8 protein-coding genes are annotated in these 13042 nt (G+C 54.3%); 4 read left to right on the forward strand and 4 right to left on the reverse strand.

What is annotated here, in order from left to right; genetic code table 11:
- Positions 1 to 2: 2 nt before the first annotated feature.
- Together OQ371_RS15015 and OQ371_RS15020 are read left to right on the forward strand one after the other, a co-directional pair.
- On the forward strand, positions 3 to 713 hold the full coding sequence (locus OQ371_RS15015) for an aspartate/glutamate racemase family protein (protein WP_265988886.1): 711 nt from the start codon (positions 3 to 5) through the stop codon (positions 711 to 713).
- A gap of 271 nt (positions 714 to 984) precedes the next feature.
- Positions 985 to 4035 (forward strand): glycoside hydrolase family 9 protein, encoded by a 3051-nt coding sequence (locus OQ371_RS15020; RefSeq protein WP_265988887.1) that lies wholly within the window; start codon positions 985 to 987, stop codon positions 4033 to 4035.
- Between the two features lie 86 nt (positions 4036 to 4121).
- Here OQ371_RS15020 and ileS read toward each other — a convergent pair whose 3' ends face one another.
- Entirely contained in the window at positions 4122 to 7550 is a 3429-nt protein-coding gene (ileS, locus tag OQ371_RS15025) for an isoleucine--tRNA ligase (RefSeq protein ID WP_265988889.1), read from the reverse strand.
- Between the two features lie 442 nt (positions 7551 to 7992).
- On the opposite strand from ileS, the gene OQ371_RS15030 reads away from it, so the two are divergent.
- Together OQ371_RS15030 and OQ371_RS15035 are read left to right on the forward strand one after the other, a co-directional pair.
- Positions 7993 to 8310: a hypothetical protein gene (locus OQ371_RS15030; RefSeq protein ID WP_265988891.1), complete on the forward strand. Its 318-nt coding sequence runs from the start codon at positions 7993 to 7995 to the stop codon at positions 8308 to 8310.
- A 45-nt stretch (positions 8311 to 8355) separates the two neighbouring features.
- On the forward strand, positions 8356 to 8811 hold the full coding sequence (locus OQ371_RS15035; RefSeq protein ID WP_265988892.1) for a hypothetical protein: 456 nt from the start codon (positions 8356 to 8358) through the stop codon (positions 8809 to 8811).
- Between the two features lie 27 nt (positions 8812 to 8838).
- On the opposite strand, the gene OQ371_RS15040 is transcribed toward OQ371_RS15035, so the two are convergent.
- From OQ371_RS15040 to OQ371_RS15050, 3 genes are all read right to left on the reverse strand, one after another.
- The gene (locus OQ371_RS15040; protein ID WP_265988893.1) at positions 8839 to 9891 is read right to left on the reverse strand and encodes a sialidase family protein; all 1053 of its coding nucleotides are present in this window, start codon (positions 9889 to 9891) and stop codon (positions 8839 to 8841) included.
- A 217-nt stretch (positions 9892 to 10108) separates the two neighbouring features.
- Complete coding sequence (locus OQ371_RS15045) at positions 10109 to 12019, reverse strand: CocE/NonD family hydrolase (protein WP_265988894.1); 1911 nt, start codon at positions 12017 to 12019, stop codon at positions 10109 to 10111.
- Between the two features lie 376 nt (positions 12020 to 12395).
- Entirely contained in the window at positions 12396 to 13001 is a 606-nt protein-coding gene (locus OQ371_RS15050) for a DUF6134 family protein (RefSeq protein ID WP_265988896.1), read from the reverse strand.
- Positions 13002 to 13042: the final 41 nt, after the last annotated feature.

Genomic DNA, 13042 nt, shown 5'->3' on the forward strand with positions numbered 1-13042 from the left:
ACATGAAAACAATTGGGATCATTGGCGGCATGACCTGGGAAAGCTCGGCGGCTTATTACCGGCTTATCAATCAGGAGGTTGGTAGACAACTCGGCGGTAATTTCTCGGCGAAGCTCATTCTGGTCAGCGCGAATTTTGAAGAATTCGATCAGTGGCAACGCGCTGGCGACTGGCCGGCAATCGAAACCGCCGTTGATGACATGGCTCAGAGCCTGGTCCGCGCCGGAGCCGACTGCGTGGTGATTGCCTGCAACACCCAGCACGAGGTGGCCGATACCGTTGCCGAACGGTTGCCGGTTCCGCTGATCCACATTGCCGACGTAACGGCGGAAGCCATCCAACGGGCGGGTTTTCGGAAAGTCGGTTTGCTCGGAACCCGTTACACGATGGAGCGTCAGTTTATCCGCGGGCGGCTTAAAGAGCGTTTTGGCATCGATGTGATGCTACCGGACGAAGAAGACCAGCGATACATCCACCAGAAAATTTACACCGAGTTTAGTCAGGGGATTTTCAGCGGGAGTACGCGTACGCGGTTTGTCTCCATCATTGAAAAACTGGCTCAAAACGGCGCAGAAGGTGTCATTCTGGGCTGTACCGAAATTCCGTTGCTGGTCCAGGCGCAACATACCGCCGTGCCCTTGTTCGATACCACCACGCTCCACGCCCTGGCAGCCGTTGATTTTAGCCTGTCAAAAAAAACAATTGCCGGATAAACATATTTTAAACAATTCACGTCGCTTCGTGTTAAAACAAGTAAGATGGTGGACGCAGAGAAGATGGGATTGTGCGGAAGGTGTTCACCATCTTTTTTATTTTAACCCCTTCACAAATAAGGAGTTGTCAGGCAATTGTTTTATTATTGTATAGAGTTAATCTGTTAACTGTTAATACAATAGCGTTATGACATCTCTATTTACAAGTTTCAGAGAGCCACACAGGTCGTTCCGACAATCATCAGGCATCGCTTTCTTTCTCTGTTTAGTTGTGAGCTTTTTCTCGGCTAACGCTCAAACCATCTCGAAACAAATTATTGTAGATCAGTTTGGTTGGCGAACAAATAGTAAGAAAATTATTATTTTTTCAGATCCAATTAACGGACAAAACGGAGCCACTAGCTATACCCCCGGAACGCAGTTTCAGGTACGCAGAAAGTCGGATAACGGCGTCGTTTTTACGGGCAACGTAACGGCCTGGAATGGCGGCAACACCCACGGCGATTCAGGAGACAAGGCGTGGCACGGTGACTTTTCGGGCCTGACAACCCCCGGAACCTATTACATCGTTGATCCGACCAGAAACCTTCGTTCGTACGATTTCGAAATCAAAAGTGACATTTACACGCCGGTTTTAAAAACGTCGGTGAAAACGTTCTACTACCAGCGCAGCGGCACAGCCATTCCAGCGACGCACGGCGGCAACTGGAACCACCCGACGGCCCACGCGCAGGATGCCAATGCCTTGCTCTACACCACGTCGGCTCAATCCGGAACCGCCCGGAACGTGTCGGGTGGCTGGTATGACGCGGGCGATTACAACAAATACATTCCGTTTCTGGCGGGTACCGTCTGGGATTTGCTGACGGCCTATGAACTTCGCCCGGCCGTGTTTCCCGATAATACCAACATTCCTGAGTCGGGGAACGGCGTACCGGACCTTCTGGACGAGCTAAAGTGGGAGTTTGACTGGATGCTGAAAATGCAGCAAAGCAACGGGGGCGTCAGCAACCGTGTGGCCGTTACGAGCTACGAAAACGGGACCGACAACCCGGCCACGGACACGCAGGCCCGCTATTACACCAACGTAACGACTTGGGCAACGGCTACCTTCGCGGCTCTGACGGCCCATGCCGCCCGCACGTACCAACCCGTTAATCCCGCGTATGCCGCCACCCTCCGAACGGCTTCGGAAAAAGCCTGGACGTACCTGGAAGCCAACGGTTCGATGAGTCCGGCTTCGGGAACGGACGGAGCTAGCCTGGCTGCTGCCGACGCCGGGGCCAATGCCAACGCCGACCGGCGATTGCGGGTTTACGCGGCTGCCGAACTGTTCCGCACGACCGGCACCGCCAAGTATAAAACCTATTTTGAAACCTATTACAAAAACATCAGCGCCACCAGTGAGAACGGTTTTCACCCCTTTTCGAATGGTAACCTGGACGCGTCGCTCTGCTGGGATTTGAACCGGGCCTATTTCGTGTACTGCCAGACGCCCACTGCGACGCCCGCCGTGGTAACGGAATTGAAAAGCCGCTTTCAGAATGCGATGGACTGGAACATCGAACCGGCGCACAACGCCAAAACTGACCCGTATCTGGGCTTTATGTGGAGCGGCCATTACAGCTGGGGTTCCAATCAAGCCAAAATGAAGTGGGCACAACTGGCAATTTTGTCCGCCGAACTGGGCATTAATCCGGCAAAAACGGTGCTTTACAAAGAAATCGCTGAGGAATATCTGCACTACATGCACGGCCGGAACCCGCTTTCGTGGGTGTACCTGAGTAATATGGGCGCGAAAGGAACCAACCTCGGGGGCGATAACAGCGTCATGGAAATTTACCACAGCTGGTACCGCGACGGTTCGGCCCAGTACGACGGAGCCAACTCGCAGTTTGGTCCGGCACCCGGTTTTGTGGTCGGTGGGCCGAATCAATTTTATTCCGGCCCGGCGACGCCCCCGAAAAGCGAACCGCCGATGAAGGCCTACCGAGACTGGAACACCGTCTACCCGGATGCGTCGTGGGAAGTAACCGAACCCGCCATTTATTACCAGGCCGCTTACACCTTCGTGGTGGCGTATTTCTCCGAAACCGGCGGAACCACCCCGCCCCCGGTCTTGACGGCTTCGAGCAACAGCCCTCTTTGCGCGGGCCAAACCCTAAGCTTAACGGTATCCAACGCTCCGGCGGGAGCTACCTACAGCTGGCGTGGCCCGAACGGCTTTGCATCGACCGCGGCCACTCCGACCATCCCGAACGCTACCACGCTGGCCACGGGTACGTATTCATTGACGGTTACGCCTTCCGGCGGAGCGGCCCAGAACCTGACTACGGCCGTGACGGTCAGATCATTGCCAACGGCGGTAGCGGGCAGTAATAGCCCGGTTACGGCGGGTCAGACGCTGAACCTGACGGCGGCCAACGCCGGGACGGGCGCCACTTATTCCTGGCGCGGTCCCAACAACTTTACGTCTACTAGCCAGAATCCGTCCATTGCCAACGTAACCACCGCAGCCGCCGGTTCGTATTCGCTGACGGTGGGGGTAAACTCCTGCACAAAAACCGCCACAACCACCGTAACGGTAACGGGCTCAGCCGCTACGACTTACCTGATTTACGACGACGCGCTCAACAGCAACTGGGCGGATTGGTCGTGGAGCACGACACGTAATTTTGGCAACACGTCGCCGGTGCAGAACGGTGCAAAATCGTTGTCCGTAAAATACGATGCGGGTTGGGCGGGGTTGTACCTGCACGCCAATTCGCCGGTGAGCCTGGCGGGTCTGACACACCTGAAGTTCTGGATTCACGGCGGCACCAATACCGGGCAGCAGATCCGGGTGATTTTGAATGGGGGCGGGCCTTACTACACCGTTACCCCGGCCGCCAATCAATGGCAGCAGGTGACGATTCCGCTTTCGACTTTTAACAGTCCGGCAACCCTGTCGGATCTTTATTTTCAGGATGCCACGGGAACCGCCCGGCCGGCTTTTTACCTCGACCGGATATATCTGGCTAGCTCGGCCAGTGCGCGCGAGGGGGTAACGGCGGAAATACCGTTGGCGGCCGATGTAGAAATATTCCCGAATCCGGTTGACAACAACGATACGAGTGTGAAACTTCGATTTACGGGTTTTGGACACAAGGAGACCGTTCAGGTCGTAGCCAGCGATGTACAGGGGCGGCCGGTGCTGAATCAGACGTTTGAATTAAACGGTTCGGAAAAACGGCTTGCGTTGCCGGAGCTGCCAACGGGTTCGTATTTCATTCAGATTCAGGGAGAAGGCAAACGTTTTGTTAAGAAACTACTGGTAAAATAGAAATTCACGAAAAGCAAACGTCCGTGTTTCGGAAAACTGAGATATGAGCTTTCCGAAACACGGACGTTCCTTTACAGAGTGGGCGGTTACGCGACAGCTACTTTTAAACGAAGCCGGAACTCGTCCATTTCAATTTCGGTCGCGTTGCCGTTCAGGTCCGAAACCAGGTCCAGCGACAGCGCCTGCACTTCCTGACAGATGTAATCTTTGTGCGTCTGGATGGCGGTGGTCAGCACGTCGTTCGGGCCTTCGCCGGAACTTTCCTCCAACTCGATCCGGATTTTGTCGGTCACGTCGAAATTCTGGTCTTTGCGCAGGTTCTGGATGCGGTTGATGAAATCACGGGCGATGCCTTCCTGCCGCAGCTCGGGCGTGATCGTAACGTCCAGCGCCACCGTCAAACCGTTCTGGCTGGCAACAATCCAGCCCGGTACATCTTCCGTCCTGATCTCCACGTCGGCCAGCGTAATCTCGCCAATCCCCAGTTGCATGGTTCCGGCGGCTTCCAGCTTCCGGATGTCGTCTTCGGTCATGGTGTTGATCGTCGTGGCGACGTCCTTCATCATCGGACCAAACTTAGGCCCGAGCGTCTTGAAATTCGGCTTGATTTTCTTCTTCAAAATGCCGGACGCATCGTCGATGAACTCCACGGTTTTCACGTTTACCTCCGACTGGATAATCGGTGAAACGTGCTCGATTTGCCGGCGCGTGGTTTCGTTCAGAACCGGAATCAGCACCTTCGTCAGTGGCTGGCGCACCTTGATTTTGTGGCCTTTCCGCAGCGAGTGAACCAGCGAACAAATATCCTGACCCAATTGCATGGACGTTTCCAGATCGCTGTCGATCAGGACCGTTTCGGCTTTCGGAAACGACGACAAATGAACCGACAGATCGCTTTCCTTGGTCAGGTTACGGTATAGCCAGTCGGCGAAGAAAGGCGCGATGGGCGACATTAGCTTGGAAACCGTTGTCAGGCACTCGTGCAGCGTTTCGTAGGCCGCCCGTTTATCTTCCGCCGAACTGCCCTGTGCCGAACCCGTCCAGAACCGCCGACGCGACAGCCGCACGTACCAGTTCGACAACTGATCGTTGACAAAATCCTGGATGGCCCGGCCCGCTTTCGTGGGGTTATAATTTTCAAACTGCTGCTCAACTTCCAGCACCAGCGACTGCAATTTTGACAGAATCCAGCGGTCCAGTTCCGGGCGTTGCTCCACGGGGACGGTCCGTACGCCGTCAAAATCAAACTGATCGAGGTTGGCGTACAGCGCGAAGAACGAGTACGTGTTGTAAAGCGTACCGAAAAACCGGCGCTGCACCTCGGCAATACCGTCTAGGTTAAACTTCAGGTTATCCCAGGGCTCGGCGTTGGTAATCATGTACCAGCGGGTCGCGTCGGCGCCGTAGGTTTCCAGCGTCGTGAACGGATCGATGGCGTTGCCCAGCCGCTTCGACATTTTGTTGCCGTTTTTGTCGAGCACCAGACCCGTCGAAACCACGTTTTTGAAGGCGACCGACGACTCGGCTTTCCCGTCCAGCGTGCCCAGCATCCCCGAGATGGCGTGGAGCGTGAAGAACCAGCCCCGCGTTTGGTCAACGCCCTCCGAAATAAAATCCGCCGGATACGCTTTCTCAAAAATATCCTTGTTCTCGAACGGATAATGCCACTGCGCGTACGGCATGGCCCCCGAATCAAACCAAACGTCGATCAGGTCCGGTTCGCGTTGCAGCACCTTGCCCGAGTCGGACAGCAGGTACAGCTCATCCACGTAAGGCCGGTGCAGGTCGTAATCGCCCGACGCCAGTTTTTGCAGATAGGCTTCATTTTTAGCCGTTTGGTCTTCCGACAACCCGCCCGACGCCACGGCTTTTTCGACTTCCGCTTTCAGTTCGGCAACCGAGCCAATGCAAACTTCTTCACCGACGTCGTTGCGCCAGATGGGCAGTGGGGTTCCCCAGAACCGGCTACGGCTCAGGTTCCAGTCAACCAGGTTTTCGAGCCAGTTGCCAAACCGTCCGGTACCGGTGCTTTCGGGATTCCAGTTGATGGTTTTGTTCAGTTCCACCAGTTGGTCCTTAACGGCCGTCGTGCGGATAAACCAGCTATCGAGCGGGTAGTACAGCACCGGCTTGTCGGTCCGCCAGCAGTGCGGGTAGGGGTGTTCGTACTTCTCGACGTGAAACGCCTTGCCTTCTCCCTTGAGCTTGATGGCAATCAATACATCGGTGGGCCGGAACTCCGGTTCGTCCTGCTCCTCGTCCGAGTAATACTGTTCTTTCACGTACCGGCCGCCAAACTCACCCATTTCCTTCACAAACCGGCCCTGTTTATCGACAATCGGTACTTCCTTGCCGTTTTCATCCTTCACCATGATGGACGGAATGCCGTTTTGCTGAGCAACCCGGAAGTCGTCGGCCCCGAAGGTGGGGGAGGTGTGCACCACGCCCGTACCGTCTTCGGTCGTTACGAAATCGCCGAGGATCACGCGGAAAGCCGGTCGGTCGGGCTGGACGTAGGGAAGAAGCTGCTCGTACTCAATACCGGCCAGATCCGCGCCCTTAAACTCGCCCACGATCGTCCAGGGTACCAGTTTTTTGTCCGAAGCCGCGTAGCCCTCGAAATCGCCGTCTTTGCCCTTTTCGTTGAACCAGCGGCCCGTCAGCGCCTTGGCCAGCACTACGTGTACGGGTTCGTGGGTGTACGGGTTGAATGTCTTCACCAGCACGTAATCAATATCTTTTCCCACGGTTAGCGCCGAGTTGGCGGGCAGCGTCCAGGGCGTTGTCGTCCAGGCCAAGATGTAGGGCGTTGCCTCCTCCAGGTCGCCAAAGACCCGCGCGGTTTGCTCCGACGATTTGGTTTTAAACATCGCCACAATCGTCGTGTCCTTCACGTCTTTGTAGGTGCCGGGCATGTTCAGCTCGTGCGACGACAGACCCGTTCCGGCTTTGGGCGAATATGGCTGAATGGTGTAGCCTTTGTAAAGCAGACCCTTCTTGTAAAGCTCCTTGAGCAGGTACCAGATGGATTCGATGTATTCGGTATGGTAGGTAACGTACGGCTTGTCGAGGTCAACCCAGTAGCCCATTTTCTCGGTCAGGTCGTTCCACATGTCCGTGAATTTCATTACGGCTTCGCGGCACTTCTGGTTGTACTCCTCGATGCTGATTCCGCCTTCCGATGCGGGTTTGCCGATGTGATCTTTGTTAATACCCAGTTCTTTTTCAACCTGCAACTCAATGGGCAGCCCGTGCGTATCCCAGCCGCCCTTGCGCTTCACCTGAAAACCCTGGAGCGTTTTATACCGGCAGAAAATATCCTTAATCGACCGCGCCATCACGTGGTGAATACCCGGCTTGCCGTTGGCCGACGGTGGTCCTTCGTAAAACGTAAACGTGGGTTGGCCTTCGCGCGTTTCGATCGATTGTTCGAAGACGCGGTTGGCTTTCCAGAACGCTAAGATATCGTTGGTAACCTGCGCGTAGTTCAGGTTTTTGTATTCTTTGTAACTCACGGTATTTCTGGATTTGAAATCAGGTGCAAAGATACGGAAAATTGAGCGGAACGCATGGGCCGACTTGGAAGACTACTGAACCGGATGCATTTTTACGGACGCGGTTTTTGGGCCACGGAAAAATGCCCCGGGCCATTCAGAGAGTTTTTGATTTTTTTGTAACTTTATTAGTACCTTGGTATTAAAATTGTTCAATTCAGTGCGGAAACGGGAGCCGGACCGATCTGTATTTTCCCGAAGGAAGGGGTCAATGTGGGAGAGCCGTCTCAGCAGCTAATGAAGATTTGTTGGACTAATATTGTATGGCATGAATGAATTGGAGCGATCAGCAGGAAATGCTTCCCAATGGCACCTCCGCACCCCTACTGATCAACGGGCTTTATACGATCGATTCGGCGCAATGGCTTACGGAGTTATTTTGCAAATACTCCCCCAAACCCACTTGGCGCAGGAAGCACTGATCGACGTTTTTACGTCGGGGCAGCTGCCTTCTTTTATGAATTCGTCGGGTAGTCCTGCGATTGCAATTATTAAGCTGGCCCGCTTGAAAGCGCTCGAGCTGAAAGCGAAAACCAGGGAACGGAACACCGCTATTGCCGAACCAATAACGTCGGCGAGCAGTTATTCTCCCGAGTTTATTTTTGATTTGTCCTTCCGTCAGGGTTATTCGTTTGAAGCCATTTCTGATCAGTTTGGACTATCAAAACCGGAGATATTAAAAGCCGTTCGGGATTTCATTCATCTGTATCGTCGGTCGTAATTACGCACAAAGTTGGATATTCAGAATTACATACATAGTGGGGTTTTGGAGGCCTATTTGTTGGGGCTAGCCTCGGAAGAGGAAGAGCAGGAAGTTCAGCAAATGAAGGTACTTTACCCGGAAGTGTCTTCGGCTTTAAACGAGCTTGAAATTCAAATCGAACAGTATTGTCTGGATAACGCCGTACCTCCACCGCCGGGCACCTGGGAGCTGATTCAGGCCCGGACAACCGGGAAGGATATTAAGAAGCGCGATCAGAATGGGCAGGACCGGCAGAGAAAGGCCGCGCCCAAACCCGATAAGCCGGATTACCTGGAAGTTGAGGTAAGTGACTCATTTATCCGGGTGCACAAGCTTTGGCGGCTCGCTTTTTTAATCGTTTTTATTCTGTCAAAAATATTCCTGGTCGCGGGTTTGTATTACTATTTCAAAGCCGATAGCCAGCAGGAGGAAATCGAACGGCTTAAAACCGTCATTCAGCAGCAGCAAACCGTTCGCTAACTCTCCAAGATCTTCTGGCTGAACCATCTACAAGTTTGGCCAGTTTCCTTCTTTCATATCCGCAAGCTTCAACTTACGCGGGTCAATGACCACGTATTTAATCTTTTTCCGGTGATGGGTGTACGTAATATGCACCAGCCCGTCGCGGGACTGGATAACCGCCGGGTACGAAAATTCACTGCCCGGTTCGTTTTCGAGCACCACAGCCGCCTGCCATTTCTCTCCATCGGGCGACAGCGCCACATTCAGCGGTGACCGACCTTTTGGCGTATGGTTGTAGACCAGCAACTGCCGCCCGTCGCGCAGCGTCACGGCATCGGTCCCGGAATTGGGGTTGGGCAGTTGCGTCGCTTTTAACGCCGACCAGGTTTTGCCGCCGTCTTCCGACCAGGCTTCCAACACCTGCTTGTTTTTGCTCCGGCAAAGCAATTGCAACCGGCCACCCGGATGAAACAGCACGCTGGGTTGAATGGCGCTGAATTCCTTGCCGTCGTTGAGGGCCGGGGTTTTCTGCCAGGTTTTACCGCCGTCTGTGCTGCTTTCCATGTGCAGCCGCCAGCCGTTGTCTTCGCTGCTCGATGGACTCAGCAACGTTCCGGACGCCAGCAGGACGGGCTTGTTTTTGATCGGACCCACCATGTCGTCGGGTAACCGTTCGGGTTTCGACCAGGTTTTACCGCCGTCGGACGAAGTTATTTTCATGCCCCACCAGGTCGACGGACTGGGACCGACCTTGTAAAACAACAGCAAAGGGCCTTTGGGCATCTGAAACAGCACCGGGTTCCAGGTGGGGTGCCGTGTGCCGTCCGGCTGCACGCCGTTGGCTACTTCCACCGGTGCCGTCCAGCCTTTCTTTCCCCGGTGGCTGATCCAGATGCCGACGTCGGGATGCTTTTCGTGGGTGCCGCCAAACCAGGCGGCTACAATACCGTCCGGGGTTTCGGCCAGCGTGGAAGCATGGCACGAGGGGAACGGGGCTTTTTCGTAAATAAACTCGGAAGTTACAATGCCGCTGGTCGGTTGGGCGGCCAGAAAGCCGGGCAGAATGCCCAGCAACAGGACCATGAGGGCGTTTTTCATAGAACGCTGGCGTTTTTCAGGTTTAGGGTTTAAAACCAAAAATATAGTTTTTGGCTACGGAAAAAAAGCAGACAACAGGAATCGTCTTTGCAGCCTGAACGGACAACGGCTCAGGACCACAAATCCTGTTAAAATGGTTGGTGGTTTGTGGGCAGCAAAAATGCCGTTCGCCGGGGATGGTTGCCCCCGGCGAACGGCATTTTTATGAAATAGTTCACTAAATCCCTTTGTTCAACACCCGCACTTTCACGTGCGACGGGTTTTTGTTGGAAAAATAAACACGGTGCGTGGCTTTCTGAAAGTCGGCTTCTGTGGCGTCGTAGATATTCATGAATTTCTGCGGATTGCGGTCCACCAGCGGAAACCACGAGCTTTGCACCTGCACCATCATTTTGTGGCCTTTCCGGAAGGTATGAGCCGCGTCCTGCATGTCAAACTTCACCTCCGTAACCTCACCGGGCTTCAGCGGCTCCGGCTTCGAGAAGCTGTTGCGGAATTTAGCCCGCATGACCTCGCCCCGAACCATCAACTGAAAACCGGGCATCTTCGTCATCGGTATCGGGCTGGTGGCTTTGGTGGTGTCGGGATACACATCGATCAGTTTGACCACAAAATCAGCATCCGTGCCGGTTGTCGAGACAAAGAGGTTCGCCATGATGTTGCCGGTAATGGTCACATCCTCGGTCAACGGTTCGGATTCGTACACCAGTACATCAGGGCGGGCAGCCGCAAACCGCTGGTCTTCGTACATGAAATCGCTGCCCCGGACAATCCGGACTTCGTTGGTGTACGGAACCGGCTTTTTCGGATCGCTGAGGTATTCATCAAACACCGCTTCGGTTTCTTTTGGCGCTTCAAACGACAGTTTGCCGTTGGTGTGCAGGTAGATAGTGCGCTCCTCCGACTCCTTGGGCGGCCACTGGCTGTATTGCTTCCACTCGTTGGAACCCGTCAGAAAAATCGAGGCTTCCGGCAGTTGCGGATCGGGCCCGTCTTTCAGGTGGTGATTGAAAAACGCCAGTTCAATTTTTTCCCGGTAATAAGGGGCCGTCTGGGAGCCAAACTTAATATTCCCCAGCGCATCGCCGTTGCCGCGCGCCCAGCCGCCGTGAATCCAGGGACCCATCACCAGGATATTCTTCGTCTTCGGGTTTTTACTTTCGATGCCTGCGTACGTTTTAAGCGGCCCGTACAGGTCTTCCTGATCAAACCAGCCGCCCACCGTCATCACCGCCGGTTTGATGTTTTTCAGGTGCGGCACCGGCGTTCGGGCCTGCCAGAATTCATCGTAATTCGGGTGGTCGATCATCTCCTGCCAGATTTTGTTCTCGTTGTTGAAAAACCGCTCGTTGATTTTTGAAAGCGGTCCGACCTGCCGGTAGAATGTATACGAATCGGGCGTGCCGTAGGCCGAGAAACCGGGCGAGGGCTTGGAGGTCGGCACGGGCCGGGGCTTGCCGTAGGAGGACAGAAAAGCAAACGTGCCCATCAGGAAAAACGCGCCGTTGTGGTGCCGGTCGTCGCCCATGTACCAGTCCGTAACGGGTGCCTGGGGCGATACCGCTTTCAGGGCCGGGTGCGCGTCAATGGCCGTCAGGGTCGTGTAAAAGCCGGGTGCCGAAATGCCCCAGGTGCCCACGCGCCCGTTGTTGTTCGGGAGGTTCTTGATCAGCCAGTCGATGGAATCGTAAGTGTCCGAACTCTCGTCTACATCCGTTTTTCTCTTCTTGTCGGGGTTATGCGGGCGAACGGCTACAAACTCCCCTTCCGACATCCAGCGCCCACGAACGTCCTGATAAACAAAAATGTAACCATCTCTCGCAAACAGCATCGACGGCCCGAGCGAGGGCTTGTACTTGTCTTCGCCGTACGGGGCCACGCTGTAGGGCGTGCGGTCCAACAGAATCGGATACTTCTGTGACGTATTTTTGGGCACGTAGATCGACGTAAACAGCTTCACCCCGTCGCGCATCGGTATCATCCGCTCCATCTTGGTGTAATTCTGGGCGAGGAACAGTGAATCCTGTTTATTGACCAGCGGCTGGGCCAGCAGCGGACTTGCCAGAACCGTCCCGACGGCCAGCGCCAGGAGTCTACGAACGAACGGTATTTTTAGCTTCATTTTCATACGTAATCAGGTTGGTTGATGCGTTGGTTTTACGGCCCGCGTTGTTGACCGGGCCATTTTACGAATGTTCGCGTTCCGTAGATGGCGGCTGCGCCGGATCTTTCAGAACTGGCATCGGCTCCGTGACGGCGCGGATGTTATCCGAAATCCGGTTGGGAGCCTGATCCCGGTCGGTCCACGGGCAGACAAGTTCAAGTTGAAAATGATGGGGCGAAGCAGCAGATCGAACCGTCCGCTGGAGATGGTTTATGCCGGTAAATGCTGAAATTGCCAGTTTTTACGAACAGTACAAGTATAGGAATTCCCGCAGTCAATTCACAAAACTAACGCGGATATTGTTGGCCGGCACGGACCGGAAGACGGGGAGCGGGCCGGGTTACGAGTCGCTCAGACGGATGACGAAATTCTTGATCGGATTCTTTTTGATAATCTTGACCAGTTTGCCTTTTTCGTAAAAGTACTCGTCTTCCCGGTCGTCGATCCGGATGCGGTAACTGCCTTTTTTGGTGGGCTCAATGGTGGCGTAATCGCCGAAATATTCCGCAAAAACCCGGGCGCGGCCGACGGGTTCTTCAAAATACAGCTGCATGGCGGTGAAATCGATTGGCTGCGTTTCTACGGCTTTTCGCTCGTATTTATACTGTTTAACGTTAATATCGTAATGGTCTTTCTGCCAGATGATGTCCGACAGGTAGTTGCCCCGGTTGGTATGAGCGTCGATGTCGGAACGCAGAAGCTGGCGGGTGGCGGGGTCAAAGCGGGAGAGGGTTTTGTAAGAGATGCGTATTTTGCCAAAAAACCAGAATTCAACGCTACAGTTTTGATCATAAACAACCGAGGTTGGACTGGTAATTTGGGCGACGGTCATGTGGCCAATCGTAATGCCGGCGATTTCAACGTCATATTTTTGGGGGATGGTCTGGCAGAAGCTGCGCGTACAAGTCAGCATCAGCAGGCCGAAAATCAGAGTGAATTGTAGCACGTTTAGGTTGGGTTTGTTTTTTATCGTTTTGAATCGTCAAA

The organism is Larkinella insperata (genome assembly GCF_026248825.1).
Classification (GTDB): domain Bacteria; phylum Bacteroidota; class Bacteroidia; order Cytophagales; family Spirosomataceae; genus Larkinella; species Larkinella insperata.